21 protein-coding genes and 1 tRNA gene are annotated in these 26561 nt (G+C 64.6%); 14 read left to right on the forward strand and 8 right to left on the reverse strand.

Annotated features, from left to right (window positions below):
- The first annotated feature begins 2 nt into the window (after positions 1 to 2).
- From M2320_RS03610 to M2320_RS03635, 6 genes are all read left to right on the forward strand, one after another.
- Positions 3 to 1046: a DNA-directed RNA polymerase subunit alpha gene (locus M2320_RS03610; protein ID WP_425540650.1), complete on the forward strand. Its 1044-nt coding sequence runs from the start codon at positions 3 to 5 to the stop codon at positions 1044 to 1046.
- A 196-nt stretch (positions 1047 to 1242) separates the two neighbouring features.
- Positions 1243 to 1650: a 50S ribosomal protein L17 gene (gene rplQ, locus M2320_RS03615; protein WP_184429254.1), complete on the forward strand. Its 408-nt coding sequence runs from the start codon at positions 1243 to 1245 to the stop codon at positions 1648 to 1650.
- A 211-nt stretch (positions 1651 to 1861) separates the two neighbouring features.
- A complete protein-coding gene (gene ccoG / locus M2320_RS03620; protein ID WP_264596105.1) occupies positions 1862 to 3286 on the forward strand; it encodes a cytochrome c oxidase accessory protein CcoG in 1425 nt (474 codons plus the stop codon).
- A 131-nt stretch (positions 3287 to 3417) separates the two neighbouring features.
- Complete coding sequence (locus M2320_RS03625) at positions 3418 to 4113, forward strand: hypothetical protein (RefSeq protein WP_264596106.1); 696 nt, start codon at positions 3418 to 3420, stop codon at positions 4111 to 4113.
- A 1-nt stretch (position 4114) separates the two neighbouring features.
- Positions 4115 to 5749 (forward strand): OmpA family protein, encoded by a 1635-nt coding sequence (locus M2320_RS03630; protein WP_264596107.1) that lies wholly within the window; start codon positions 4115 to 4117, stop codon positions 5747 to 5749.
- Positions 5746 to 6252, forward strand: a complete 507-nt coding sequence (locus tag M2320_RS03635) for a Rab family GTPase (RefSeq protein ID WP_264596108.1) — start codon at positions 5746 to 5748, stop codon at positions 6250 to 6252. Before M2320_RS03630 ends, M2320_RS03635 begins: the two co-directional genes overlap by 4 nt.
- Positions 6253 to 6567: 315 nt before the next feature.
- Here M2320_RS03635 and M2320_RS03640 read toward each other — a convergent pair whose 3' ends face one another.
- Positions 6568 to 8484, reverse strand: coding sequence for a potassium transporter Kup (locus M2320_RS03640; protein WP_264596109.1), 1917 nt, complete (start codon positions 8482 to 8484; stop codon positions 6568 to 6570).
- A gap of 125 nt (positions 8485 to 8609) precedes the next feature.
- Complete coding sequence (locus tag M2320_RS03645; RefSeq protein ID WP_264596110.1) at positions 8610 to 9026, reverse strand: DUF1489 family protein; 417 nt, start codon at positions 9024 to 9026, stop codon at positions 8610 to 8612.
- Between the two features lie 145 nt (positions 9027 to 9171).
- Here M2320_RS03645 and M2320_RS03650 point away from each other — a divergent pair, with 145 nt between their 5' ends.
- Entirely contained in the window at positions 9172 to 9927 is a 756-nt protein-coding gene (locus M2320_RS03650; protein ID WP_264596111.1) for a molecular chaperone DnaJ, read from the forward strand.
- Positions 9928 to 9986: 59 nt separating this feature from the next.
- Here M2320_RS03650 and M2320_RS03655 read toward each other — a convergent pair whose 3' ends face one another.
- Complete coding sequence (locus tag M2320_RS03655) at positions 9987 to 11621, reverse strand: serine hydrolase (RefSeq protein WP_264596112.1); 1635 nt, start codon at positions 11619 to 11621, stop codon at positions 9987 to 9989.
- A gap of 255 nt (positions 11622 to 11876) precedes the next feature.
- Here M2320_RS03655 and M2320_RS03660 point away from each other — a divergent pair, with 255 nt between their 5' ends.
- The 6 genes from M2320_RS03660 to M2320_RS03685 all read left to right on the forward strand — a co-directional run bounded on the left by M2320_RS03660 (position 11877) and on the right by M2320_RS03685 (position 19772).
- Entirely contained in the window at positions 11877 to 12221 is a 345-nt protein-coding gene (locus M2320_RS03660; RefSeq protein WP_184427897.1) for a phasin family protein, read from the forward strand.
- A gap of 606 nt (positions 12222 to 12827) precedes the next feature.
- Entirely contained in the window at positions 12828 to 13214 is a 387-nt protein-coding gene (gene clpS, locus M2320_RS03665; protein WP_184428036.1) for an ATP-dependent Clp protease adapter ClpS, read from the forward strand.
- Positions 13215 to 13224: 10 nt separating this feature from the next.
- A complete protein-coding gene (gene clpA / locus M2320_RS03670) occupies positions 13225 to 15615 on the forward strand; it encodes an ATP-dependent Clp protease ATP-binding subunit ClpA (protein ID WP_184427898.1) in 2391 nt (796 codons plus the stop codon).
- 392 nt (positions 15616 to 16007) lie between these two features.
- Complete coding sequence (locus tag M2320_RS03675; protein WP_264596114.1) at positions 16008 to 17645, forward strand: acyl-CoA synthetase; 1638 nt, start codon at positions 16008 to 16010, stop codon at positions 17643 to 17645.
- Between the two features lie 90 nt (positions 17646 to 17735).
- Positions 17736 to 19481 carry an acyl-CoA dehydrogenase gene (locus M2320_RS03680; RefSeq protein WP_264596115.1) on the forward strand — a complete coding sequence of 582 codons (1746 nt, stop codon included), beginning with the start codon at positions 17736 to 17738 and terminating at the stop codon, positions 19479 to 19481.
- A gap of 66 nt (positions 19482 to 19547) precedes the next feature.
- Positions 19548 to 19772 carry a DUF6489 family protein gene (locus M2320_RS03685; protein ID WP_264596247.1) on the forward strand — a complete coding sequence of 75 codons (225 nt, stop codon included), beginning with the start codon at positions 19548 to 19550 and terminating at the stop codon, positions 19770 to 19772.
- Positions 19773 to 19780: 8 nt separating this feature from the next.
- Here the strand turns inward: M2320_RS03685 and nagZ are convergent, their stop codons facing one another.
- Genes nagZ through argS form a run of 3 tightly spaced genes read right to left on the reverse strand, consistent with a single transcriptional unit; the run spans position 19781 to position 23978 of the window.
- Positions 19781 to 20776 carry a beta-N-acetylhexosaminidase gene (gene nagZ / locus M2320_RS03690; protein WP_264596116.1) on the reverse strand — a complete coding sequence of 332 codons (996 nt, stop codon included), beginning with the start codon at positions 20774 to 20776 and terminating at the stop codon, positions 19781 to 19783.
- 58 nt (positions 20777 to 20834) lie between these two features.
- Complete coding sequence (locus M2320_RS03695; RefSeq protein ID WP_264596117.1) at positions 20835 to 22151, reverse strand: SPOR domain-containing protein; 1317 nt, start codon at positions 22149 to 22151, stop codon at positions 20835 to 20837.
- Positions 22152 to 22196: 45 nt separating this feature from the next.
- Positions 22197 to 23978: an arginine--tRNA ligase gene (gene argS / locus M2320_RS03700; protein ID WP_264596248.1), complete on the reverse strand. Its 1782-nt coding sequence runs from the start codon at positions 23976 to 23978 to the stop codon at positions 22197 to 22199.
- 198 nt (positions 23979 to 24176) lie between these two features.
- Here argS and M2320_RS03705 point away from each other — a divergent pair, with 198 nt between their 5' ends.
- Positions 24177 to 24323 carry a hypothetical protein gene (locus M2320_RS03705; RefSeq protein WP_184427905.1) on the forward strand — a complete coding sequence of 49 codons (147 nt, stop codon included), beginning with the start codon at positions 24177 to 24179 and terminating at the stop codon, positions 24321 to 24323.
- A gap of 20 nt (positions 24324 to 24343) precedes the next feature.
- Here the strand turns inward: M2320_RS03705 and M2320_RS03710 are convergent, their stop codons facing one another.
- On the reverse strand, positions 24344 to 25132 hold the full coding sequence (locus tag M2320_RS03710) for a class I SAM-dependent methyltransferase (RefSeq protein ID WP_264596118.1): 789 nt from the start codon (positions 25130 to 25132) through the stop codon (positions 24344 to 24346).
- 1350 nt (positions 25133 to 26482) lie between these two features.
- A tRNA-Cys gene (locus M2320_RS03715) sits at positions 26483 to 26556 on the reverse strand.
- Positions 26557 to 26561 lie beyond the last annotated feature (5 nt).

Raw genomic sequence — 26561 nt, forward strand, 5'->3', positions numbered from 1 at the left:
ATATGCCGCGGTCCGAGGAAGAGGCTGAAATGATCCAGAAGAATTGGCAAGAGCTGATCAAGCCGAACAAGCTCAATGTGTCCCCCGGCGAAGACCCCAAGCGCGTCGCGACTGTCGTCGCCGAGCCGCTTGAGCGCGGTTTTGGCCTGACTCTCGGCAATGCGCTGCGCCGCATCCTGCTGTCCTCGCTGCAAGGCGCCGCCATCACCTCCGTCCATATCGACGGCGTGCTGCACGAATTCTCCTCCATTCCCGGCGTTCGCGAGGACGTGACCGACATCGTCCTCAACATCAAGGACGTCGCCATCAAGATGCAGGGCGAAGGCCCGAAGCGCATGACCCTGAAAAAGCAGGGTCCGGGCGTGGTCTATGCCGGCGACATCGGCGTGACCGGCGATATCGCCGTGCTCAACCCGCAGCTCGCGCTCTGCACCCTCGACGAGGGCGCTGAAATCCGCATGGAATTCACCGTCAACACGGGCAAGGGCTATGTTCCCGCGGACCGCAACCGCGCCGAGGACGCCCCGATCGGCCTGATCCCGGTCGATTCGATCTATTCGCCGGTGAAGAAAGTGTCCTACAAGGTCGAGCCGACCCGCGAGGGCCAGGTTCTCGACTACGACAAGCTCACCCTGCAGATCGAGACCAACGGCTCGCTGACCCCCGAGGACGCCCTGGCCTTTGCCGCGCGCATCCTCCAGGACCAGCTCAACGTGTTCGTCAATTTCGAAGAGCCCAAGCGCGAAGAGGCGTCCCCGGCCATTCCGGAGCTCGCCTTCAACCCGGCGCTGCTCAAGAAGGTCGACGAGCTCGAACTGTCGGTGCGTTCGGCCAACTGCCTCAAGAACGACAACATCGTCTATATCGGCGACCTCATCCAGAAGACCGAAGCCGAGATGCTGCGCACGCCGAATTTCGGCCGCAAGTCGCTCAACGAAATCAAGGAAGTGCTGGCGCAGATGGGCCTGCACCTCGGCATGGAAGTCTCCGGCTGGCCGCCGGAGAACATCGACGAACTCGCCAAGCGGTTCGAAGAACACTATTGAGTTTTTCCCCTTCTCCCCTTGCGGGAGAAGGTGGCGCGAAGCGCCGGATGAGGGGTTCTTTTCCCCCTCATCCGTCTCGGCGCTCCGCGCCGATCCACCTTCTCCCGCAAGGGGAGAAGGATAACCCGCCCGCAGGGGCAAAGCACGGAAGGGCCGTTCCTTGGCACGGCGGCCCTAATCAACATGGAGAGCCGATATGTATCATGGTCGTTCCAAGCGTCGTTTCAACCGCACCGCCGAGCATCGCAAGGCGATGTTCGCCAACCTGTCGCAGGCGCTGATCAAGCACGAGCAGATCACCACCACCCTGCCCAAGGCCAAGGACCTGCGTCCGGTCGTGGAAAAGCTCGTCACCCTCGCCAAGCGCGGCGATCTGCACGCCCGCCGTCAGGCCATCGCCCAGATCAAGGACGTGGAGCTCGTCGGCAAGTTGTTCTCCGTGCTCGGCCCGCGCTATAAGGACCGCAACGGCGGTTATACCCGCGTGCTGAAGGCGGGCTTCCGCTACGGCGATAACGCCGCCATGGCCATCATCGAATTCGTCGATCGCGACGTCACCGCCAAGGGCAAGGACTCCGGTCAGGTCGCCGAAGCCGCCGAATAAGGCGTTTTTCGACCCGATGTCTTCAGGGCGGCCCAGTGGGCCGCCCTTTTGTTTTGCAGCTTCGCCTCGGGCGGCGCGTCAATGGTATTATATTCGAATTCCTTGATGAATGATCCGAAAGGGCGTAAACCCTGCGCGGGATCAATGAACGGATGCGGACTTCCGCGCTATCCCGCGCTGACTTCGCGCGTCGAAACGTCAGGACATTGCGATGGACGACGACACCATCATCACGGGCCCGCTCTACGAGGTCCACAAAAAGGTCTATCCGCAGGCGACCCACGGGACGTTTCGCCGCATCAAATGGAGGCTGATGGCCTTCACCCTGGCGGTCTATTACCTGATGCCGTTCCTGCGCTGGGACCGCGGGCCGAACCTGCCTGATCAGGCCGTGCTCATCGACATGCCGGCGCGGCGCTTCTACTTCTTCTTCATCGAGATCTGGCCCCAAGAGGTCTATTATTTCACCGGCCTGCTCGTCATCGCGGCCATGACCCTGTTCCTGCTGAACGCGCTCGCGGGGCGCGTCTGGTGCGGCTATCTGTGCTGGCAGACGGTGTGGACCGACCTGTTCTTCGCCGTGGAGCGTTTTGTGGAGGGCGACCGCCGCGAACGCATCATGAAGGACAAGAAGGGGCTGACGTTTTCGCGCGTGCGCGAGCTTGTCACCAAACACGTGCTGTGGCTGCTGATCGCTTTGTTCACCGGCGGCGCCTTCGTCCTCTATTTCGCCGACGCGCCGACCCTGCTGAAAGAGCTGGTCACCGGCGCGGCGCCGGGCGTCGCCTATATCTGGATCGGCATTCTCACCTTCACCACTTATGTCTTCGCCGGCCATATGCGCGAGCAGGTCTGCGTGTTCATGTGCCCGTGGCCGCGCATCCAGGCGGCGATGACCGACGAATGGGCGCTCAACGTCTCCTATGAGCGCACCCGCGGCGAGCCGCGCATGTCGGTGAAAAAGGCGCAGGCCGCGCATGAGCGCGGCGAAAAGGCCGGCGATTGCATCGATTGCCACCAATGCGTCGCGGTCTGTCCGACCGGCGTCGACATCCGCAACGGCTCGCAGCTCGGCTGCATCCAGTGCGGCCTGTGCATCGACGCCTGCAACATCGTGATGAAGGAAATCGGCCGGCCCGGCAATCTCGTCGCCTATGACACCGACATCAACATCGCCCGCCGCGACGAGGGGCTGCCGCCCGTCTACAAATTGATCCGCGCGCGCACGCTGGTTTATCCGGTGATCATCCTGCTGGTGGCCGGCGTGATGGCGCTCAAGCTCGGCACCCGCTCCGACCTGTTCGTCAACGTGCTCCATGATCGCAACCCGCTCGCGGTCACCATGTCCGACGGCGCGGTGCGCAACGGCTATACGGTGCGCGTGCTCAACAAGCAGCCCAACGACCGCAAGGTCGAGCTGTCGGTGGAGGGCAGCCCGAACCTGCAGCTGCAGATCATCGACGACAAGGCCGGCCGGACCGCGACGGTCGGGCCGGACCAGACGCTGGAATTGCGCGTCTCCGTCATGGCGCCGGCGGGGTCGGTCCCGGATAAGTCCGTCGATGTGCTGTTCACGGTGAAGGATGAGACCGGCGCGACCACGGCCACGCACAAGGATCATTTCTTCCCGCGCTGAATGTTGGCTTGCGGAAAATAAATGGGCGCGACTTCGAAACGGCCGCGCCCAAAACTTGCGACGCAAGGCGAAGCCGGCCTAAATGGGGCCTCGCGCGCGATCTTGTTCGCGCATTGCCCGGGAATTGAACCATGACGGACGTGAATACGAACGCGGCGCCGGCCGTTACACCCGAAACGATTGACGACGTGCGGGAAATGCTGTTCGGCGCGGACAAACGCGCTTCCGACGAGAAAATCCAGCATATGGACGCCAGACTGGATCGTCTCGACGAAAAACTCGCCAAGCTCGACGCCAGCCTGGCCAAACTCGACGCCAAACATGCGCAGCTCGACCAGCGCCACGCGCAGCTCGACGCGCGCCAGGCCGAGCTCGATGCGCGCCAGGCCGAGCTCAACGCCCGGCAGGCGGAGCTCGATGCGCGCTTCAGCCGGGTCGCCCAGGTGGACGGCCGATTCGCCCAGGTCGACAATCAGTTCGCCCAGTTCGAGAAATGGATGGACCAGCTGGACACGCGGGTGGGGCAGGGCTTGAGCGCCGTGCTTCAGGAAAAGCGCGCCACGGATGTCAGGTTCAAGAAACTCGAAGACCTGCTCGACGACGCCCGCGCGGAAATCGTCGCCGACAAGGGATATGCCGAAGCGCGGTTTGCGGCCGTGGGTGCGGAGGCGCGCGCCGCCGAGGGCCGGGTCGAGGCTTTGGCCAAGGAGTTCGAACGGATGGACCGTCTGAGCGCCGAGGTGGAAAAGCTGAAGCGCGGGCAGGGCATTGGCGCGGCGATCGGCTATTCGCTGCGCAATTTCTCGACCGTGTCGAGGTCGCGCTGACTTGAACGCCCCTCTTGGGTCGGGCGCCGATCTCGGCCGGCTGAAACAGCTGCTGTTCAAGCCGGAACAGGTGAAGATCGAGGCGCTGCAAAGCCAGTGCGACGCCTTCGCGCAGAAGATCGGCGACGACGCGCGTTTCGAGGCCTCGACCGCGCAGGTGATCGCCGGCGCCTTGCGCAAGGCCGAGGTCTCAGGCCATCGCGAGCTGTCGGCGGCGATCGCGCCGCTGGTGGTGGCGGCCATTCGCAGCGAGATCATCAATTCGCGCGACATGATGGTCGACGCGCTCTATCCGATCACCGGCCGGCTGGTCACAGCCGCCGTCGCCAATGCGTTTCGCGATCTGGCGGAAAGCCTGGAGCAGCGCATCGACGCGCTGCTGTCCACCGAGCTGTGGCGGCTGCGGATTCGCGCCTTGCTCACGCGCCGCCCGCTCAGCGAGGTGGTGCTGGAGGCCGCGGGTCGGCCGCGCCTGATCCGGCTGCTGGCGCTGGAGCGCGACACCGGCCAGTTCCTGGGGAGCTGGCGCGCCGACGGGCAGGCGGATGAATCGGTGGCGCTGGTCAGCGGGCTGATCGCCGCCATCAGCCAGTTTTCCGCCCAGGCCTTTGCTCGGGAGCATGGCGAGCTGCGCGAACTCGACATGGGGGCGAGCCATGTGCTGCTGCGGGCCTCCGCCCGCATGGTGGTCGCGGCTGAATTTTCCGGCGCGCCCGACGGCGCCGACAAGCGGCGCATGGATGCCGCGCTGTTCGACCTGATCGACGGCGGCGCGCCGCTCGACGAAAGCGCGCTCGCGCGCGTGGCGCAATCTTTTTCGCAAAAGCCGCAAGCGAAGCGCTCGCGCGCCTCGCGCTGGGTCCTGGCGGGGTTTTTCGCGGCGGCGTTTTTTGGCGCGCTTTATGTCCCAGCGCGCGACGCGATCCGCGAGCGCCGCATCGACGCCGCTTTTGTCCAGGCGCAAGCCGCGCAAAAACTCGCGTCATGGCCGGTGACGCTCACTGTCGACCACGGCGCCAAAAGGGTTGTTTTGCGCGGGCTGGCGCCGGCGGACACCGATCTTGACGCGCTGGCGCGGGTTTTGGCGCCGGCGGCCGCGCCTTACGCCGTCGAGATGGGCGTGGTCCGGCTCGACGCGCCCGCGCCGCCCCCGCCCGTGGTCTCTTCAGAACCGCGGTTCGCCAGGCTGGATGCGCAAATCGCCGCGCTTGAGGCCGGGCTCGCCGAGCTGAAGAGCTGGCGGGCCGAGCGCGAGGCCCGCGACGCCGCGCCGGCGGCGGTGTTGGCGCGTCTGGCGGCGTCGAGTGCAATTAACTTCACCGACGAGGTCACGTTGAAGGAGCCGGACAAGGCGCGGCAGACTTTGGCGGCGCTGGCCGAAGCGTTGAAAACCTCGGGGCTCGGGCTGCGCGTGGTCGGCTACACCGATTCGACCGGAATCGCCGCCAAGAACCACGCCTTGTCGCTGGCGCGCGCGACGGCGGTGGTCAAACTGCTGGTCGAGGCCGGCGTGTCGCCGGCCAAGCTTGTGGCGGTGGGGCGCGGCGACCAGCATCCGCTCCTGGATGACGGCGGCGCCGAGCGCGTCGGCAACCGCCGCGTCGCCTTCGAGCTGCTTGAAGGCGCGCCGCGATGAATTTTTCGGCAAAAGTCATGCTGCTCGGCGACATCGGGGTGGGTAAAACCTCGCTGGCGCGGCGGCTGGTGTTCGGAAAATTCGACGGCGATTACAAGACGACGATCGGGGTCGACATTCTCACCCACGAACTGAAACTCGTGGGCCGGCCCGAGGACATCTGGGCCAAGCTGCTGTTGTGGGACACCGACGGCGATTTCGGCCAGCACATTTTCAAGTCGGTCTATCTCGCCGGCGCCTCGGGCGCGCTGGTGGTCGCCGACGCCTCGCGCCCGGCCACGATCGAAAAAATGTTCACTTTGGCGGCCGGGTTCAGCGAGGCCATACCGGGGCGGCCGGTTCTGGGATTGGTGAACAAGGCGGACATCGTTCGGCCGAACCTCTGTGGCGTCGACCGTCTCGGATTGCCGGAGGAGCAGATCATGGTCACCAGCGCCAAATCGGGCGAAAACGTCAACGAGGCCTTTGGAGGCATCGCCGAGACGATTTATCGGCGGCGGTGAGGAATTTTCCGTGGCTGCCGCCTAAAGCCATAAGCGCACGGCAGTCCGGGGAAATTGTCGGTTCCACAGATACGCGAATGTCCGCATTGAGATGCAACTCTATGTCGTCATGGCCGGGCGTCGTCCCGGCCATCCACGCGGCGCCGCAATGCGAACTGCCGGAGGTTTTCCCCCGCGGGCCGGCGTGGATGCCCGGGACAAGCCCGGGCATGACGTTCTTGGGTTGAAATCGCGCTGGGAAACCAACCAAGATTGTTTCCCCGGACAGCCGTGCCGCAAGCGGTGCGAGGGAGCGGCGCCTGCGCCGCCGCCGCTTCAAATCGTCACCTGGGCGCCCAGCTCCACCACCCGATCCGAGGGAATCGAGAAAAAGTCGGTCGCATTGGCCGATTGTTTCGACAGGGTCACAAAAAGCCTGTCCTGCCACTGCGGCATGCCCGAGACCGGCGAGGTCTTGAGCGTGCGTTTCCCCAGGAAGAACGACGTCGTCATGATGTCGAACTTGAAGCCGGCCTTGCGCATCAGCGCCATGGCGGCGGGGACGCGCGGGCTCTCCATGAAGCCGAAATGCAGCGTCACCCGCAAAAAGTCGTCCGATAGCCGTTCGATCTCGAAGCGATTGGCTTCGGGCACGCGCGGCATGGGCTCGGTGACGATGTTCATCACCACCACCCGCTCATGCACCACCTTATTGTGCTTGAGATTGTGCATCAGCGCGGAGGGGGCGACATTGGGATCGCCGGTCAGGAACACCGCCGTTCCCGCCACCCGCTGCGGCCTGGATTTTTCCAGCATGCGGATCAGGTCGGCGGTCGGAATGGAGTCGCGCTGCATCTTTTTCGCCAGCAGGTCCGTGCCGCGCACCCAGGTCCACATCACCACCATGGCCAGCGCGCCCATGCTCAGCGGCACCCAGCCGCCCTCCAAAACCTTGATCAGATTGGCCGCCATAAAGGCGAGGTCGACGGTGAGAAAGAAGCCGATCACCGGAAGGGCGAGCCAGAGCGGCCAGCGCCACAATTTCCACACCACGAAAAAGGCGAGGCTGGTGGTGACCATCATCGTGCCGGTCACGGCGATGCCATAGGCGTTGGCGAGATTGTCGGAGGTGCGGAACATAAAGACCAGCATCAGCACGCCAATCAGCAGCGTCTTGTTCACGCGCGGCACATAGATCTGCCCCTCGGTGCTGGCGGATGTGTGCTGGATCTCCAGACGCGGCAGCAGCCCGAGCTGGATCGCCTGCCGCGACAGAGAGAAAGCGCCGGTGATCACCGCCTGGGAGGCGATGATGGTGGCGACGGTGGCCAGCACGACGAAGGGGATCAACGACCATTCCGGCGCCATCAGGTAGAACGGGTCCTTCACCGCCTCGGGGTCCCTGAGCACCAGCGCGCCCTGGCCCAGATAATTGCAGATCAGCGCCGGCAGCACGAACACCAGCCAGGCGATCTGGATCGGTTTTCTGCCGAAATGGCCCATATCGGCGTATAGCGCCTCCGCGCCGGTGACGGCCAGAAACACCAGGCCCAGCGTGACGAAGCCGGCGGCGCCGTGGCCGAATAGGAAGCTTAAGCCCAGGCGCGGATCGAAGGCGGTCAGGATGCGCGGCGCGTCGGCGATATGCGCGACGCCCATGGCGGCGAGCAGGGAAAAGAACACCACCATGACCGGGCCGAAAAAGGCGGCGACCCGCGCCGTGCCGCCGCTCTGCACCACAAACAGCGAGACCAGGATGACGACGGAAATCGGCAGCACATAGGGCTGGAAGGCGGGAGAGGCCGTATTCAACCCCTCGACCGCCGACAAAACCGATATGGCCGGGGTGATCACCGCATCGCCGGCGAACAAGGCGGCGCCGGCGACGCCGAGCAGAAAAATGATTTTTGAATGTCCGCCGAAGGATTTGCGCGCCAGCGCCATCAGCGACAGCGTGCCGCCCTCGCCCTTGTTGTCCGCCCACATCAGGAAGAACACATATTTGAGCGTGACGGTGATGAACAAAGCCCAGATCAGCAGCGAGACGACGCCGATCACCTCGGATTCGACGACGCCATCGGCCTTCATATGGTCGAGCGCGGTTTTGAGCGCATAAAGAGGGCTGGTGCCGATGTCGCCATAGACCACGCCCATCGAGCCCAGCATCATCGTCCAGAATTTTTGCTGCTCTGGGGCGGGGTGGGCCTCGGTCTGGGGAAGGGGGGCGGAAGGCTGCGCGGCGTCTTGCGACATGGAAAATCCTGGCGAGGCCTTGGGCTCTCGTTCGCGCGGACCTTGGCGCCGGCCGGCGTAAGACGTCGATGCGGAAGGCGGTCGCCGGGCATAAGGAAAGTATAAAGACGCGCCCGCGCCCGGACCTACAGCAGCCCCAGGGCGCTCAATTCGCGCCGCAATGCCTCCGGCATGTCCGCGCCCGCACTCGTCAAATCGGGCGGGGCGTCCTCGGCTTTCAGATAGCGCCAGCCCTGAAAAGCGCGGCAGGGCCGGGGAGCGACCGCGACGATCTCATCGTCCAATTGCAGGGCGCAGCGGCGCACGCCGGCGGAATCGACGAAATCCTCAAGGCCGATCAGCTTTTGCCGGACGGAGATCTGGCCCTTGATCACCCAATAGAGCGAGCCGCCATCCAAAACCTCCTTGTCCCGGCTCGGGCGCATGCGCGTGACATGGGCGTGGACGGCGCCCGGACTTTTTTGGGCGCGCAACAGCGTCCAGCGGCGCAGTTCGTCGACCGACTCGATTCCGACGCAGAGTTTGAGCAGGTGCAGGGGCATGAGCGCGTTCTAGCCTTTGGAGCGCGTTCGGTGAACTCCTGTTCACCGAACTCACTCCAGTTCTTAGTTTTGACGCATTTTCTTCACGCGAACCGGCATCCACTTCGCTCGAAAATGCTCTCGCGCGCCTCGCGCCTATCCCGAAATGCCAACCCTGGCGCCTCTGGGGAAGACCGCCTATGTTTCGCTCCAATACCTGCGGTTGCGCCTGGAATGTGGGGAGGCGACGATTTTCTTTCTGCTTGGACTGCTCGTCCTGATTCTGATCGTGCTCGGTTTGCGTGAACTCGGCCGGGCGCCGCCGGCGCGCGTCGCCGCGATGATGCGCCAGGGCGTGGCGGGCATCGCTTTGTTCGCCGCGGCGCTGATGCTGGCGCGCGGCCAGCTCGCCGCGGCGCTGGCGCTGGCCGGCGTGGCGCTGGCCGCCCTGGGCCGGAACTTTTCCTCGATCTTCGCCGGCAAGCGCGGCCCCGCCGTCGACATGGAGTTCGACGATTTCGGCGTGCGCGACGGCGCGGTGCGCTCCGGGCCCTTCGCCGGCTCGAAACTGTCGGAACTGTCGAAGGCGCAATGCCTCGCGCTCTACGCCCAGTGTCGCGGCGAAAGTCCCGCGGCGCTGATGGCGCTAGAGGCTTATTTCGACCGCCGCTTTCCCGGATGGCGCGTGACAGCGCAGGACGACGCGGACGCGGGGCGGGGAGGCGGCCTCCGCCGCGCCGGCGAAATGAGCGAGCAGGAAGCGTATGAGACGCTCGGACTTCGATGGGGGGCGAGCGCGGACGAGATCGTGCGCGCGCACCGGACGCTCATGAAGGAACGTCATCCCGACCACGGGGGGACGACGGATGACGCGGCCAGGCTCAATCAGGCCAAGGACAGACTCTTGCGGCGTCACGGGTGACGACCCTCCCACTCATCTACGCGACAACTCGAACCAACCTTTAACTGCTCCGGCGCGCCTCAGTTGCGCGTCGCGAAGCAGGAAAAACCCGAACTTTTCAACGCCTTGCACGCTGCCTCGGCGCGCGATTCCTCCAGCCCGGCGAAGCGGGCGCGGTAGAGGGTCTCGCGACCCTTGTGGACCGCCTCGGTATAGCCCTTGGCGCCGCCGAGCAGCGCGGCGCGCTTTTCCCGGGCGCTCTTGATCAGGGCTTCCGCCTTGTCGGCGTCGTCGGTCGCGCCGATCTGCAGGATCCAGCCGGAGACGGCGGGTTTGGCGGAGGCGATCTTGTCCTTGCCCTTGTCGCTGACGCCCTCGTCCTTTTCCGGCGGCTTGGGGGTCGGCTTGATCTCGACGCGGGTCTCCAGCTTGGGCTTGGGGGCCGCGCCGGTGATCCAGCGCATGCCGCCGGGGGTGGCGGCGCCGGCGCCGTCCTGGGCTTTTCGCGTCGAGCCGTCCTGCGCGGGACGGGCGGCGGGGCGCTCCTCGGGGCGCTGCGGCGGCTGCGGCGTCGCCGCGACATAGGCGGGGCGGGGACGCGGGTCCGGGATCACGGCGGCGAGTTGCAGCCGCGGCGGCTCGGCGGCGATAGGCTTGGGCTCCGGCTTGGGCTCCGCTTTGGGTTCGGGTTTCGGCTCCGGCTTGGGCTCGGCGACGCGGCGGGGCTCGGGCGCGGGTTGCGCCTGCGCGGAATCGTCATCCGAATCGGCGCTGGCGGTCTGGACGGCGCCGCGTCCGCCGGCGTCGTCGATATGCGCCTCGATCAGGCGCTCCATATAGGCGTCGCGGGAGGGGGCGCTCTTGCCGCCCATCACCACGGAAATCAGATAATGGCCGTCGCGCTTGACCGAGCTGAGCAGGTTGAAGCCGGAGGCGGCGGTATAGCCGGTCTTGATGCCGTCCATGCCCTCGACGCGATCCATCAGATGGTTGTGGTTGTGGATGCGCTGGCCACGCCAGGAGACTTCGTGCAGCGAGAAATAGCGGTAGTAGCGGGGAAAGCGCGCCTGGATGTCGCGGCCGAGAATGGCGAGATCATAGGCGGTGGTGATCTGCTCGTTGTTGGGCAGGCCCGAGGCGTTGCGGTAGAGCGTGCGGGTCATGCCCAGTGAATGCGCCTTGCGCGTCATCATCTCGGCGAAATCCGACTCGGTGCCGCCGACCGCCTCGGCGACGGCGACGGCGATGTCATTGGCCGATTTGGTGACGATCACCTTGATGGCGTCTTCGACCCGGATGGTCTTGCCGGGGGGCAGGCCGAGCTTCGACGGCGCCTGCGCCGCCGCATGGGCGGAAATCGGAATCTCGTCGTCGAGCGACATCTTGCCGGCCTGCAATTGCTCGAACAGCAGGTAAAGCGTCATCACCTTGGTGACGGAGGCGGGATGGCGCGGCGCATGTTCGTTCATGCCCCAGATCACATGGCCGGTGGCGCCGTCGACCGCGATCGCGGCGGTCGCGGTCCCGGCCATGGCGGGCCGCGCGTGGCGGGCGTGATGGCCATGCAGATTGGCGTGGACGCGATGAGCGCCGTGATGATGATGGCGGCGGGCTTCAGCGGGGGAGGTGAGGGAGGCGGCGGCGACGAGGGCGATGACGAAGCCGGAGAGGGTCGCGCGGAGTCGACGCGGACCGCCGAGGAAGCTCTGGAACATACACCAATCCCGAAGGGTGAACTGACACATTCGTCTGCTGTGGCGCCGACGAAACTTTGTTCAAATTAGACCCAATGCGGTTACTCCCCCGTTAAGCGGGTTGCTGAACAGAGGGTTAACGAAAGTTTATGGTGCACCGCACAACGAATCATTGACAATTTTGTGCGCTGCATATAAAGGTAATGCCTGAGAACCGGAGAAAACGTTCTCACGGAATTCCTCAAGCCGCCCAGCGGCAAAATCATAGGTGCTACAATGGCTATCAACTTCGAAGACTACCAGAAGGTCAGCAAGGAACAGATCGACGCGATCCAGGCTTCCGCTGTGGAAGTTTCCAAGCAGCTCCAGGCCATCGCCGCGGAAAGCACCGACTACGCCAAGAAGTCCCTCGAGCACGGCTCCGCCTTTGTCGAGAAGCTGCTCGGCGTGACCAAGTTCGAAGACGCCGTCGCCCTGCAGCAGGAATACGCCAAGGCCTCCTATGAAGGCTTCGTCGCCCAGACCACCAAGCTCGGCGAGCTCTATTCCAACGTCGCCAAGGAAGCCTGGAAGCCGGTCGAAGCCGCCTGGTCCAAGGTTCAGTCCTCCGTCGCCGCGTAAGTTTCATCCGCCCGTCCGGGCGGTCTGATCTGTGAACGCCCGGTTCGGCCCGACGCCGAGCCGGGCGTTTGCGTTTTGCCTTTGGCGGTTTGCCCTAGGCGTTTTGCGTTTTTGCTTGGCGCTGTTTGCCGGGGCCGGTCCGTGTTTCGCCCCTTTCGCCGCTTACAGCATTTTCGAGCGAAGTGGATGCCGGTTCGCGTGAAGAAAATGCGTCAAACCAAAGAACGAGAGCGCGCTCGGTGAACGGGGTTCACCGAACGCGCTCTAGCCTGATGGCGCCCAGATTTTGAGCAAACGCCCGCGTTTTGCTTCACGCCCGCCCAATGATCGGCGTTGCCACCTGCTTCGAGCAAGACATAGGCTACAGGATGGTTGGACGGGTGATTTGAAAGGGGGAAGCGGGTTTCGCCAAAATTGTCTCGGCCCTCTGGCGGGGACGGGAAGCGGCGCATAAATTGAACTTGAGGGGTGAAACGGCAGCGCCGCTCGCGCCGTTATCCTCGCAAGGGTCTGACGGCGCTGGTCAGGAAACGAAATGCCGGCGCCGAGTGTTGGAGAGAGGATCCCGTGACTGTTCTGACGACCCGTTCAAGGCCTGACGCGCTCATGGGCGCAGGCGGCCGGTTTGGGCCAACCGCAGGCCGGTTTGGTCCAACCGCAGGCAAGGGCGGCAAGAAGAATGCGGGCGACGGCCCCGGCTCCGGGACGGCGGTCATCACCCGAACCAAGACCCAGACGCAACGACCCTCGATGTATCGGGTTCTGCTTCTGAACGACGACTACACGCCGATGGAATTCGTTGTCGGCGTGCTCTGCACTTTCTTCCACAAGACCCTCGAAGACGCCGAGAGGATCATGTGGCAAGTCCATACAAATGGCGTTGGGGAATGCGGAATCTATACCTATGAGGTCGCCGACACCAAGGTGACGCAGGTGATGGATCACGCGCGCAAACACCAGCATCCGCTGCAATGCGTCATGGAAAAGAAGTGAGGTCCATCTAATGCCGTCCTTCTCGCGCAATCTCGAACAGACTCTTCATCGCGCCCTGGCGGCCGCTTCCGAGCGCCGGCACGAATATGCGACCCTCGAACATTTGCTGCTGAGCCTGCTCGACGATTCCGACGCGGCGGCGGTGATGCGCGCCTGCTCGGTCGATCTCGACGTGCTGCGCAAGAGCCTGGTGGCCTATATCGAGCACGAACTGGCGAATCTCGCCACCGAACTGCATGAAGACCCCAAGCCGACCTCCGGCTTCCAGCGGGTGATCCAGCGCGCCGTCATCCATGTGCAATCCTCCGGGCGGGAGGAAGTCACGGGCGCCAATGTGCTGGTCGCGATCTTCGCCGAGCGCGAGAGCCACGCCGCCTATTTCCTGCAAGAGCAGGACATGACCCGCTACGACGCCGTCAATTACATCAGCCACGGCATCGCCAAGCGGCCGGGCATGAACGACACGTCGAAGACGCCGCGCGGCGTCGAGGAAGAGGAAAAGGCCGAGCGCGCCAGCGAGTCCTCCTCCAAGGACCACGACAAGAAGAAGGAAACCGCGCTCGAGGCCTATTGCATCAACCTCAACGCCAAGGCGCGCGACGGCCGCATTGATCCGCTGATCGGCCGTGAATCCGAGGTTTTGCGCGCCATCCAGGTTCTGTGCCGCCGGCACAAGAACAACCCGCTGCTCGTGGGCGATCCCGGCGTCGGCAAGACCGCCATCGCCGAGGGTTTGGCGCGCAAAATCGTCAAGGGCGAGACGCCTGAAGTGCTGCATGGCGCGACCGTCTATGCGCTCGACATGGGCGCGCTGCTCGCCGGCACCCGCTATCGCGGCGATTTCGAGGAACGCCTGAAGCAGGTGATGAAGGAAATCGAGCAGCACAAGAAGGCGATTCTGTTCATCGACGAAATCCATACGGTGATCGGCGCCGGCGCCACCTCCGGCGGCTCGATGGACGCGTCCAACCTGCTGAAGCCTGCGCTGGCTCAGGGCGGCCTGCGCTGCATCGGCTCGACCACCTACAAGGAATTCCGCCAATATTTCGAGAAGGACCGGGCTTTGGTCCGCCGCTTCCAGAAGATCGACGTGAACGAGCCGACCGTGCCCGACACGATCGAGATTCTGAAGGGGCTCAAGCCTTACTTCGAGGAATTCCACAAGCTGCGCTACACCAATGACGCCATCAAGGCGGCGGTGGAGCTGTCGGCCCGCTACATCCATGACAGAAAACTGCCGGACAAGGCGATCGACGTGATCGATGAGACCGGGGCCTCGCAAATGCTGATCGCCGAGCCCAAGCGCAAGCGCATCATCGGCGTCAAGGAGATCGAGGCCACCGTCGCCACCATGGCGAGGATTCCGCCGAAAACCGTGTCGAAGGACGACGCCGAGGTTCTGCAGAATTTGGAGCAGACCCTTTCCCGCGTCGTCTATGGCCAGGACGCCGCGATCAAGGCGCTCACTTCGGCGATCAAACTGGCCCGCGCCGGCCTGCGCGACGGCGAAAAGCCGATCGGCTCCTATCTGTTCTCCGGCCCGACCGGCGTCGGCAAGACGGAAGTGGCGAATCAACTCGCCAAGGCTTTGGGCGTCGAAATGGTCCGCTTCGACATGTCGGAATATATGGAGCGGCACACGGTTTCGCGCCTGCTCGGAGCGCCTCCCGGCTATGTCGGCTTCGAACAGGGCGGCTTGCTCACCGACGCCATCGACCAGCATCCTCACAGCGTGCTGCTGCTCGACGAAATCGAAAAGGCCCATCCGGATCTCTACAACATCCTGTTGCAGGTGATGGACCACGGCAAGCTCACCGACCACAACGGCAAGTCGATCAGTTTTAGAAACGTGATCCTGATCATGACGACGAACGCCGGCGCGGCGGAAATGGCGAAAGCCGCCTTCGGCTTCACCCGCTCCAAGCGCGAGGGCGAAGACGTGGATGCGATCAACCGCATGTTCGCGCCGGAATTCCGCAACCGTCTCGACGCGGTGGTTCCGTTCGGCCGCCTGCCGAACGAGGTCATCGCCAAGGTCGTCGACAAGTTCGTGATGCAACTGGAGGCGCAACTCGCCGACCGCCATGTGCAGATCGAACTCTCCGACGATGCGCGGTCGTGGCTGGTGGAGCGCGGCTATGACGAAGCCATGGGCGCCCGCCCGATGGCGCGCGTCATCCAGACCCACATCAAGACGCCGCTCGCCGACGAGGTGTTGTTCGGCCGGCTGAAGCACGGCGGCACCGTGCGGGTCGTGGTCTCCGGCGAGGGAGTCGATGCGGAACTGGCCTTCGTCTATCCCGACGGCCCGGTTCTGCCGCGCCCCGACAAGGAGATCGAGGCGAAGAAGGCCCAGAAGAAGGGCAAGGGCGCGCCCGAAGCCGAGAAACTGGCGGAATAGGGCGTTCTCCCTGGCGGCGGCGCTCCGGCGCCGTCCCTGTTTCACGGACGTCATGCCCGGCCTTGTGCCGGGCATCCACGCCGACCCGCAAGGAACAAGGTCGATCATTTCGCGCCGCGGCGTGGGTGGCCGGACGCCCGGCTGTGACGACATCAGGTTGCTCGGAGCCTGGATGGGCTGGCCCTAACTTGCCTTCATCATCCCTGAAATCCTGCACAGCCATTCCGAACATTTGCCGCAAGCGCGGATTTGTCAGGCTTTCGCGAGCGGTGCGCTCACCCCATCGCCAAAAGACGAACGCCTGTTTCGCTTGCGCGCGGAAGTGGCCGCATTAAAGTCCTCTCCAATCATCGAACGCCGAAATTTTTTGCGGCGAAGGGGGGACTGTTTTCATGAGCGACGCGTTTTCCACCGGACTTGACCGCAACGACGCCAACTTTGCCGCGCTGACGCCGATCAGTTTCCTCAACCGCGCCGCTTTCGTCTTCCCGCAAAAACCCTCCGTCGTTTATGGCGACCGCCGCTTCACCTGGAAGGAGACGGCGGAGCGCTGCCGCCGCTTCGCCTCGGCCCTGCGCAAGCGCGGAATCGGCAAGAACGACACCGTGTCGGTGATGCTGCCCAACGTGCCCGCTTTGTTCGAATCGCATTTCGGCCCCGCCATGGCCGGCGCCGTGGTCAACACGCTCAACACCCGCCTGGACGCCGAAGCCATCGCCTTCATGCTCGACCATGCGGAAGCCAAGGTTTTGTTGACCGACCGCGAATTCTCAAAAGTCATCGGCAAGGCGCTCGGGCTGATGACCGGCCCAAAACCGCTGGTGATCGACGTCGACGATTCCACCTTTTCCGGCGGCGAAAACCTCGGCTCCCTCGAATACGAAGATTTTCTTGCCGAGGGCGACCCCAATTTCAAACCCGAAAAACTCACCGACGAGTGGGACGCCATTTCGCTCAACTATACGTCGGGCACGACGGGCAATCCCAAGGGCGTGGTCTATCACCATCGCGGCGCCTATCTGAACGGCGTCAACAATATTGTCTCCTGGGGCATGCCGCCGCACGCGGTCTATCTCTGGACCCTGCCGATGTTCCATTGCAACGGCTGGTGTTTCCCCTGGACCATGGCGGCCAACGCGGGCGTCAACGTGTGTCTGCGCCGCGTCGACCCGAAAGTAGTGTTCGACCTGATCCGCAACGAAAAAGTCACCCATATGTGCGGCGCGCCGATCGTTTACGGCATGCTGATCAACGACGACCCCAAGAACCATGTCGGCATCGACCACAAGGTCGAAGGTTTGATTGCGGGTGCGGCCCCGCCGGCGGCGATCATCGAGGGGGCCGAAAAAATCGGCATCGGCATCACCCATGTCTATGGCTTGACCGAAACCTATGGCCCGGCCTCGGTTTGCGCGAAGCAGGCGGAGTGGGACTCCGAGGATTTGGCTCGCCGCGCCGAACTGAACGGCCGCCAGGGCGTGACCACGCTGCTGCAAGAGGACATCGACGTGGTCGATCTCGTCGAGTTCAAGCCGGTGCCGCATGACGGCAAGACCATGGGCGAGATCGTTTTCCGCGGCAACATCACCATGAAGGGCTATCTGAAAAACCTGCGGGCGACTCAGGAGTGCTTTGCCGGCGGCTGGTTCCGCACCGGCGATCTCGCGGTGATCGAGCCCGACGGTTACGTGAAGATCAAGGACCGCTCCAAGGACATCATCATTTCAGGCGGCGAAAACATTTCGTCGCTGGAGGTGGAAGACGTGCTCTATCGCCACCGGGACGTTCTGGCCGCCGCCGTGGTGGCGACGCCCGACGACAAATGGGGCGAAGTGCCCTGCGCCTTCATCGAATTGCGCGAGGGCGCGGAGCCGACCCAGGAGGACTTGCTGGAGCATTGCCGCACCCATCTCGCCCGGTTCAAGGTGCCCAAATTGTTCGTGTTCGGGGCGCTGCCGAAAACCTCGACCGGCAAGATCCAGAAATTCGTGCTGCGCGAAAAGGCCAAATCCGCCGAAGCCATCAAGTAATTTTCGTTTCCACGATCAATAGCCCTCACCCTGAGGCGCCGGCGTCAGCGGGCGTCTCGAAGGGCGAGGGCGGCAACACCAGAGGTTGAAATGACCGCTTATCGCGCGCCCGTCCGCGACATGATTTTCTCCATGCGCGCCGTCGGCGGCCTGGCTGAAGTCGCCGCCCTGCCGGGCAATGAGGAGGTTTCCGACGACCTGATCGAGGCGATTTTCGAGGAAGCCGCCAAATTCGCCGGCGACGTGCTCGCGCCGCTCAACCAGTCCGGCGACAAGGCCGGCTGCGTCGTCAAGGATGGCGTCGTCACCACGCCCCCCGGCTTCAAGGCGGCCTTCGAGGCCTTTTGCGAAAACGGCTGGCACGCCATGCCGGCGTCCAGCGCCTGGGGCGGGCAGGGGCTGCCGCAACTGGTCAGCGCGCCGGTCACCGAGATGTGGACCGCGTCGAATCTCGCCTTTTCCCTGTGTCAGATGCTGACCACGGGCGCGATCTCGGCCATCGAACATCATGGCTCCGATGCGCAAAAGGAGCTCTATCTGGCGAAAATGACCTCGGGCCAGTGGACCGGCACGATGAATCTGACGGAGCCGCAAGCCGGCTCCGATCTCGCTGCGGTGCGCACTAAGGCGGTTCCGGACGGCGACCATTACCGCATCAGCGGCTCCAAGATTTTCATCACCTGGGGCGAGCACGACTGCGCCGAAAACATCATTCATCTGGTGCTGGCGCGCCTGCCCGACGCGCCCGCCGGCGTCAAAGGCATTTCGCTGTTCGTCGTGCCGAAATTCCTGGTCAATCCCGACGGAACGCTGGGCGCGCGCAACGATGTCGTCTGCGCCTCGCTGGAGCACAAGCTCGGCATTCACGCCAGCGCCACCGCCGTGATGTCGTTCGGCGACAAGGGCGGGGCGATCGGCTTTCTGGTCGGCGAGGCCAATCGCGGCCTCGAATATATGTTCACCATGATGAACCACGCCCGGTTCGGCGTCGGCATGCAGGGCGTCGGCGTCGCCGAACGCGCGATGCAGCAGGCTTTTTCCTACGCCCTGGAGCGCGTGCAGGGGCGCCCGATCGGCTGCGAGGCCGGCAAGCCGATCGCCTATCATCCCGACGTCAAGCGCATGCTGCTGGACATGAAGGCCCGAGTCGAAGCCTTGCGCGCCACCGCCTATTTCACCGCGGGACGCATGGATGTCGCGCAAAAATCCCCCGACGCCGCGGCGGCGAAGAAGGCGCAGGCCCTGGTCGATCTGCTGGTGCCCGTGGTCAAAGGGGTCTCGACGGAAAGTTCGGTCTGGATCGCCTCGACCGGCGTACAGGTCCATGGCGGCATGGGCTATGTCGAGGAAACCGGCGCGGCGCAATATTTCCGCGACGCCCGCATCACTCCGATCTATGAGGGCACGACCGGCATCCAGGCCAATGATTTCGTTGGCCGGAAAATCGCGCGCGACGGCGGCGCGGCGGCCAAAACCCTGATCGCCGATCTCCAGGCCGATGTCGGCGACGATGCCGCGCTCAGCGCGGCGCTCAAAACCTTCGGCGATGTGGTCGGCTGGATCGCCGACACGCATGCGAAAAATCCGGAGCGGACGGCGGCGGGCGCCGTGGCCGCGCTCAACCTGGCGGGCATCGTCATCGGCGGCTGCCTGCTGGAAAAGCAGGCGCGGGCGGCCAAGGCGCAGCTCGCGGGCGGCGACGCGGTCTTCCTCAACGGCAAGATCGCGATCTCAGGCTATTTCACCGCTCATGTCCTGCCGCAGGTCGAGGGGCTGGCGCGCGCCATTACGCAGGGACACGAGGCGATCAACGCCTTCGATCCCGGCGCATTTTAGCTTTTGGATGGCGCCGGGTTTGCGTGTTATGCGTAAAATACTGTGTGCGTTTCGGGAGTGGGCGTGATGAAGATCAATATCGAGATCGAATGCACGCCGGCCGAGGCGAGGGCGTTCATGGGCCTGCCGGACTTTGAGCCGATGCAGCAGCGGGCGCTGGCGGAAATGGAGCGGCGCATGATCGAGTCGCTCGACACGTTCACGCCGGATTCGCTGCTGAAGCTCTGGATGCAGCCGGTGACGCTCAACGCCGACTGGCTGCAGGAGCTGATGCGCCGCGCGACGAAATAGGTTTTTCGTCACGCCAGCGCGGCGAGGCGGCGGCGGGCCTCCGCTTGGTCAAAATGCTGGAGACCGCGCGCCCGCTCCAGCGCGATTTTTTCGCGCGCGCGGCGCACCCGCTCGAGAGCCTTACCCGCCAGTTCCGGCGCGGCCTCGGCCACGGCGCGGGCTTCCGACAGGTCGCCGTTGCAATGCAGCGCCAGATCCAGCCCGGCGTCGAAACATTTTTGCGCGCGCTCCGAGAACGAACCGGCGAGGGCCTTCATCGACAAATCGTCGCTCATCAGCAGGCCGTCAAACCCGATTTTTCCGCGCACGATTTCCGCGATCACCTTTGCCGACTGCGTCGCCGGCGCCGAGGGATCGAGCGCTTCATAGACCACATGCGCCGTCATCGCCGCGGGCAGATCGACATTGGCCTTGAACGGCGCGAAATCGCGCTCCAGCTCGGCCCTGTCGGCCGAAACCACCGGCAGCTCCAGATGCGAATCGGCGAAAGCGCGGCCGTGGCCGGGAATGTGCTTCATCACCGGCATCACCCCGCCGCGCATCAGGCCCAGCGCCGCCGCCGCGCCGAGGCGCGCGACATTTTCGGGGTCGCGGGCATAGGCGCGGTCGCCGATGACGTCATGGGCGCCCTCGACCGGCGTGTCGAGCACCGGCAGGCAATCGACGTCAATGCCCAGAGCCAAAAGGTCTTCGGCGATGAGACGGGCGGTGAGCGCCGCCAAATGTTCGCCGTCCGGCGCCGAAAGAAAACGGGCGGCGGCGGGATAGGCGGGCCAATGCGGTTCGCGCAGGCGCTGGACCCGGCCGCCTTCCTGGTCGACCAGCACCGCCGCGTCGGCGCCGACAATCGCACGAAAGGATTCGGTCAGCGCCGCCACTTGTGCGGGGCTGTCGACATTGCGGCGGAACAGGATGAGGCCCCAGGGCCGCTGATCCGCGAAAAAAGCCCTTTCCTCATCGGAAAGGGCCAGACCGGCGCAGCCGGCGATGAAGGCTTTATGCATGGCGATCCCGTGATCCGCCCTCACCCCGGCCTTTGGCTCAGGGTGAGGGCTGAAAGACTCAGTTCTTGACGACGAAGCAGTTTCCGCCCTTGCCCTTGATCGCGGTGCACATGCTGTTGGCGGCGTCCTTGCTGAGGCGTCCGACGCGGACGCGGTAGATCGCCTTGCCGTCCTTCTCGGCCGAGACGAAGCTCGGACGATGGCCCTGCAGCGCGGCGCCGTATTTGTCGGCGAATTTGGTCACGGCGGCGCGGGCCTCGGCTTCGGTCGGCTCGCCGGCGAGCTGGACCGCCCAGTCTCCGGTCGGGGCCGGCTCGGCGGCGGCGGGCGTCGCTTCCGGCTTGGCCTTGGGCTTCGGCGCTTGCAGCGCCGCTTCGGTCGTGGAAGGCGCGCGCGGCGGGGCCGGGCGGGCGGTGGGCGCAAGCGGCGTCACGCCGGGCATGCCGGCGGCCATGGTCGGCAGAGCGCTCTTCGGCTTGGCGGCGTCGGGCGCGTTGAGCAGGCTGCCGTCGGCGCGGATCGAGACCGTCTTGACCTTGCGCGGCGCCATCAGGCCGTCGCCGTTCTGCGCGGCCGGCTTGGCGGCGGCGTCGGAGGTCGGTTCGGGCGGGGTCGGCGTCGCCACCGAGGCGGCCGCCTGCTTGGCGGCGACCACGAGATCGGCGGGCTGCTCGGCCTTGCTCACCGCCTTGGCCGGGGCATTGTCGTCCTTGCGGTCGAACAAAGCCTGGCCGACGCCGGTCGCGGCGCCATCCTGGGTGGTCGGCTTGATTTTCGCCGGCTCCTTGTCGGCCAGGATCAGCGGGGCGTCGCCGCCGCCGCCCTTCTTCAGGGCGAGGCCGCCGACGAACAGGCCGATGCCGCCGAACAGCACCGCCGCCATGGCGTAGACCACCTTGCGGCGGCCGCCGCTGCGCTCGGCCTGCGGCGCGAAAGCCTGGGGCTCCGGCGCGAATTCAGGGGCTTGTCCGGCCCAGGGGGCGTCGACGCGCGCCGGCTCCTCCACCCAATGCGGGTCGGTTTCGGCGGCATAATGCGGATTGCCGTGATGCGGCGGCTGGCTTTCGAAGAAAGGATCGCGCGGCGAGGGCAGCGGCGGAACCTGCTGGCGCTGCGTGGGGAAGGGCGGCGGCGGCGGGAATTGGCCGGGCTCCTCGCGTTGCGCCTGTCCCTGGGCGACGGCTTTTTGCGCGCGGAACAAGGCCTCGAACGGGTCCGGACGGCCGTCGGCGCCGCCGACCAGACGCGCCAGTTCGGCCAGCGGGTCCGGCGCGCTTGCGGCCTGACGCGGCTGGGCCGGCGCGGCGGCGCGCAGGCGGCGTTCGAACTCGTCGAGATTGAGTTCAGGACGATATTTGGCGGCGGACTCACCCATGACCAACCCTCGCGAAACTCGCGGCAGGCGCACGGGACGTTGCGCTCAGCGCATCTCGTCCGGCGCGTTCACACCGAGAATAGACAATCCAGACGCCAGAACCTTCATTAACCCTGTCACAAGAGCAAGCCTGGCGCAGCTCAACTCTCGGCGATCTTGATTAACAAAGCGTAATTGTGGCTGATCTTTGCCGCGATTCCAATGGGAATGGAACAATGACGCGACGTCGTGAAGGTAAAACGCGAGTCGATGGGGCTCGTGGGCGTTGGCGGCGGCTTCGATAACGCGAGGATATTGCGCCAATAGTTTGATCAGCGCGCGCTCGCCCTCGTCCTCCAGCAAGGCGAGGTCGGCCTTTGCGAGAGCGCCGGGCGACAGGTCGAGATCGGGGAAGGCGACCAGCGCCTGACGCTGTACCGAATGGGCGCGGGCATGCGCATATTGCACATAGAAGACCGGATTGTCCTTGCTCTGCTCGATCACCTTGGCGAGGTCGAAGTCGAGCGGGGCGTCATTCTTGCGCATCAGCATGATGAAGCGCACGGCGTCGACGCCGACTTCGTCGACGACCTCACGCAGCGTGACGAAATCGCCCGAGCGCTTCGACATTTTGACGGGCTCGCCGTCGCGCATCAGCTTGACCATCTGGCAGAGCTTGACGTCGAGCGCGCATTTGCCGTCGGACAAAGCATTGACCGCCGCGCTCATGCGCTTGACATAGCCGCCATGGTCGGCGCCCCAGACGTCGACGAGCACGTCATAGCCCGCCTCGATCTTTTTGCGATGATAGGCGATGTCCGAGGCGAAATAGGTAAAGGTTCCGTCGGACTTTTTCAGCGCGCGATCGACGTCGTCGCCGAACTGGGTGGAGCGGAACAGGGTCTGTTCGCGATCCTCCCAATCCTCGGGAAGCTGCCCCTTTGGCGGAGGAAGTCTTCCCTCGTAGATCAAGCCCTTGGCGCGCAGTTCCTCAAGTGAGGCTTCAACATCGGACACGCCGTTGCGCTTCTCGTGCAGGCTGCGCTCGGAGAAGAAGATTTCGTGGGTGATGTTGAGCGCGGCGAGGTCGTCGCGGATCATGTCCATCATCGCGTCGATGGCGGCGTTGCGCACCAGCGGCAGCCATTCGGCCTCCGGCTTGTTTTTGAGCGCGCCGCCGTGCTGCGCGGCCAGCGCCGCGCCGACCGGCTTGAGGTAATCGCCGGGGTAAAGGCCTTCGGGAATCGTCACGGTTTCGCCGAGCGCCTCGCGGTAGCGCAGGAAGGCGGAGCGGGCGAGCACGTCGACCTGGGCGCCGGCGTCGTTGATGTAATATTCGCGCGTCACCCGGGATCCCGCGAAATCGATCAGGCTCGCCAGGGCGTCGCCGAACACGGCGCCGCGTCCGTGGCCGACATGCATGGGTCCCGTGGGATTGGCGGAGACATATTCGACATTGACGTTGCGCGCCTGCGCCCGCCCGGCGGCGCCGCGACCAAAATCCTGACCCTGCGTGAGGATGGCGGCGAGCACGTCAGCGTAGACGCCGGGGGCGAGGCGGATGTTCAAAAATCCGGGGCCGGCGGTTTCCGCCTGTTCGACATCGTCGAAATCATCGACCAAAGCGGCGGCGAGTTCGACCGCGAATTGGCGCGGATTGGGGAAGAACGCCTTGACGTCCTTGGCGAACACCATGGCGACATTGCAGGCGAGGTCGCCCATGCTGGCGTCGCGGGGCGGTTCGACGACAAAACGGCTGAAGTCCAGGTTCTGCGGCAGGCGGCCCTGCTCGCCCATGCTCTTGAGCAGATCGGAGATGCGGGCGTGAAAATCGGCGAAAATGTTCATGATGGTTCCGGCGGAGTCTGGCGCAGGGGTTAGGACAAAGTTTTCGCAGGCGCAAGTTTTTGCCGGCGCGCCGGGGTCGGGCGGCGGTTTGGCGTCGGCGGCGGCGATGGCTAACGCCTTGGTTTTGCCCGGGTTCACGATTACGTGAAGCCGGGTTCACCGATCCGAACCGCGCTGCGTCAGCGCCTGCGAGAGCCCATGCCCGATTTTCAATCTCTGAGCCTGATCGTCGATCAGGCCACCTCGTTGCCGCCCCAACAGATCCTCGGGGCGGTGTTCGGCTCGTTCTGCCTCGGCCGGGCGCTCGGCGCCCTCCACAAGCTTTTGACCTCTGAAGAGCGTTAAAGCGCCGGCCGCGCGTCCGGTTATCCGGGCTTTACGGCGCTGAGCGCCGCCGAGCGGAACGAGAACCGGACGCCTTCGGGCGTCCAATGGGCGCCGCTGTCCATCGTGTCGCCGTCGACGCTGGCTTCGATGATCGCCAGCAGCCCCGCGCGATCGTCATTGAGCGGGAAGGATTTGGCGACGAAATCCGTCGCCAGATAGGAGACGTCGAAACGCTGCACCAGGGGCGCGCCGAGGCCGGAGGCTTCGAACAGGCCGCGCAGATAGGGCAGAGTCCAGTAGCCGACGGTCGAGGGATCGCGGATGCGATCCATGGCGTTCAGCGCCGCGGCCTTTTGCGGATCGTCGGAGGCGAAGGCGTCGCACAGGACGATGCGGGCGCCGGGCGCGGCGATCCGGACCATTTCGGCGAAGGCGGCGGCCGGCGTCTCCAGATGGTGGAAGGCGAACCGGCAGGTCACCACATCGAAGCAATTGTCGGCGAACGGGGTCCGATAGATGTCGCCGGCGCGCCAGTCCACATTGGCGAGGCCTTCGCGGGCGGCGAGGTCGCGCGCCTTCTCCAGCATGGCCGCGGTGGCGTCGAGCCCGGTGACGTGACGCGCGCGCTTGGCCAGGGCGCAGGCCACGGAGCCGGGGCCGCAGGCGAGGTCGATGGCGCGGTCGCCGGGTTGGGGGCGGGCGGCCTCGACCACGAGGGCGACCACGTCGTCGGCGTGGAGTTCCTGGGCCCGAGCGAATCCGGTGGCCTGGCGGGTGAATTGGTCCTGGATCGCGCGGTCGTGCGCGTCTGCAACTTCAGAAGTCATGGGGTTTCCGATCGCGAAAAGAAATGGCTGCGCACCGGCCTCCGTAGAGACCGGTCAGATAAGTCGCAGCGTTTCGCGGATCGTGATCATGCGCCAAGGCTAAGGGGGAGAGCAGCCCCTGTCAACGCGCGGAATTTTTCACGCGGCGCCCGGAGGGGCCGGGATGGCAGGGGTCCACAAATGTTATGGCCCCGTCGCCTGGGGCGATCGGGGCCTCAAAAGTCGCACTTTGGCGCTTTCCGATAAAAATCAGAATGTCATGCGGTATGCACCCGCGATTTGACGGAGATGGGATAACTGATCTGCTTCTCCTTCGGTTAGCGGCACATCCAAGACGCGCGGAAGATTTGCGCACGTCGGCGGAAGTCGTCACTGCTGCGGTGGAGTCATGCTCCTCGTCCGTATTTTCCGGGCGCTCGCTGCGGCCCAGAGTTTTGGGTCAGAAGGCGTGTATTCTGTAAGGTTTTGTGGCGGTGTGAGCCTGGAACCTATACTTGCAGGGAAAAGATCAGTTTATTGCGCGCCTCGCGGGTTCGTAGCCCTGGGCGGTGGCTTCGTCTTGAAAGCGGCTTCGCACGTCTTTCAATCGATGCTGCAATACATGAATACTGCCACGTTTTTTGGAGTCGTCAACTGGAATTTTTTAGACGCGCCAGTCTTTTGGGCCCTTGAAAAGTGTACGGGCGTTAACCCGTGCGGAGGCCGGCCGTGACGCCGGCGCCGTCACAACCGTTGAATTGCAGGACAGGCAAAGCTTCGGCACAATGGGCTGTCCTTTGGTCATGGGGGAAGGCCATGGCGCCGGTTTCATCGCCCCTTCGATTCGTGTCCGTCTTTTTGTGCCTTTTCGCCACGGCGGCGCTCGCCTGTTCCGGTTGCGGCTGCCGAGGCGGTCCCGGATATCGCGGGCCGGACGGGCGGTGCGTCGGCTTCGCCAATATGGCGCGTGTGTGCGGCGATCCTCCCGAGACAAGGTGTGTCAGGGAAGCCGCGCCGAAGGTCCAGAGCATTTTCGAGCGAAGTGGATGCCGGTTCGTGTGAAGAAAATGCGTCAAACCGAAGCGTTAGATCGTGTTCGGTGAACGGGAGTTCACCGAACGCGAGCTCGCCGGAATGCCGGGGATGCGGCTGCAAAGGCGGCCCAGGCTACCGCAACCCTGACACGGGCCAATGCGTCGGCTGGCGGGGCCTTGCGTTCAACATGCGGCGATCCGCCAACCCTGCGCTGCGCTCTTGAACTGCGATGACCAAGCGGTTGCGTTGATGTGCGCTGGTTTAAGGCGCTAATGTCGTCACGACATCGCTGGAAAGGATTTTTCGTCGTTTCAACGAGGCTAAGCCGTTGAAAGATGGAGGCCTCGGAGGGAATCGAACCCCCGTACAAGGATTTGCAGTCCTCTGCGTAGCCACTCCGCCACGAGGCCGCCGG

The sequence above is a fragment of the Rhodoblastus acidophilus genome, from assembly GCF_025961575.1.
Taxonomy (GTDB): Bacteria; Pseudomonadota; Alphaproteobacteria; order Rhizobiales; family Beijerinckiaceae; genus Rhodoblastus; species Rhodoblastus acidophilus_C.

Bases quoted from the DNA above. Each gene is read 5' to 3' on its own strand.
- M2320_RS03710 (WP_264596118.1), bottom strand. From the start codon at position 25,132: ATGACTTCTGAAGTTGCAGACGCGCACGACCGCGCGATCCAGGACCAA.
- M2320_RS03685 (WP_264596247.1), top strand. From the start codon at position 19,548: ATGAAGATCAATATCGAGATCGAATGCACGCCGGCCGAGGCGAGGGCG.
- M2320_RS03705 (WP_184427905.1), top strand. From the start codon at position 24,177: ATGCCCGATTTTCAATCTCTGAGCCTGATCGTCGATCAGGCCACCTCG.
- M2320_RS03660 (WP_184427897.1), top strand. From the start codon at position 11,877: ATGGCTATCAACTTCGAAGACTACCAGAAGGTCAGCAAGGAACAGATC.
- clpS (WP_184428036.1), top strand. From the start codon at position 12,828: ATGGGCGCAGGCGGCCGGTTTGGGCCAACCGCAGGCCGGTTTGGTCCA.
- M2320_RS03675 (WP_264596114.1), top strand. From the start codon at position 16,008: ATGAGCGACGCGTTTTCCACCGGACTTGACCGCAACGACGCCAACTTT.
- argS (WP_264596248.1), bottom strand. From the start codon at position 23,978: ATGAACATTTTCGCCGATTTTCACGCCCGCATCTCCGATCTGCTCAAG.
- M2320_RS03650 (WP_264596111.1), top strand. From the start codon at position 9,172: ATGCCAACCCTGGCGCCTCTGGGGAAGACCGCCTATGTTTCGCTCCAA.
- nagZ (WP_264596116.1), bottom strand. From the start codon at position 20,776: ATGCATAAAGCCTTCATCGCCGGCTGCGCCGGTCTGGCCCTTTCCGAT.
- rplQ (WP_184429254.1), top strand. From the start codon at position 1,243: ATGTATCATGGTCGTTCCAAGCGTCGTTTCAACCGCACCGCCGAGCAT.
- M2320_RS03610 (WP_425540650.1), top strand. From the start codon at position 3: ATGCCGCGGTCCGAGGAAGAGGCTGAAATGATCCAGAAGAATTGGCAA.
- M2320_RS03635 (WP_264596108.1), top strand. From the start codon at position 5,746: ATGAATTTTTCGGCAAAAGTCATGCTGCTCGGCGACATCGGGGTGGGT.
- M2320_RS03645 (WP_264596110.1), bottom strand. From the start codon at position 9,026: ATGCCCCTGCACCTGCTCAAACTCTGCGTCGGAATCGAGTCGGTCGAC.
- M2320_RS03695 (WP_264596117.1), bottom strand. From the start codon at position 22,151: ATGGGTGAGTCCGCCGCCAAATATCGTCCTGAACTCAATCTCGACGAG.
- M2320_RS03680 (WP_264596115.1), top strand. From the start codon at position 17,736: ATGACCGCTTATCGCGCGCCCGTCCGCGACATGATTTTCTCCATGCGC.
- M2320_RS03640 (WP_264596109.1), bottom strand. From the start codon at position 8,484: ATGTCGCAAGACGCCGCGCAGCCTTCCGCCCCCCTTCCCCAGACCGAG.
- M2320_RS03655 (WP_264596112.1), bottom strand. From the start codon at position 11,621: ATGTTCCAGAGCTTCCTCGGCGGTCCGCGTCGACTCCGCGCGACCCTC.
- M2320_RS03625 (WP_264596106.1), top strand. From the start codon at position 3,418: ATGACGGACGTGAATACGAACGCGGCGCCGGCCGTTACACCCGAAACG.
- clpA (WP_184427898.1), top strand. From the start codon at position 13,225: ATGCCGTCCTTCTCGCGCAATCTCGAACAGACTCTTCATCGCGCCCTG.
- ccoG (WP_264596105.1), top strand. From the start codon at position 1,862: ATGGACGACGACACCATCATCACGGGCCCGCTCTACGAGGTCCACAAA.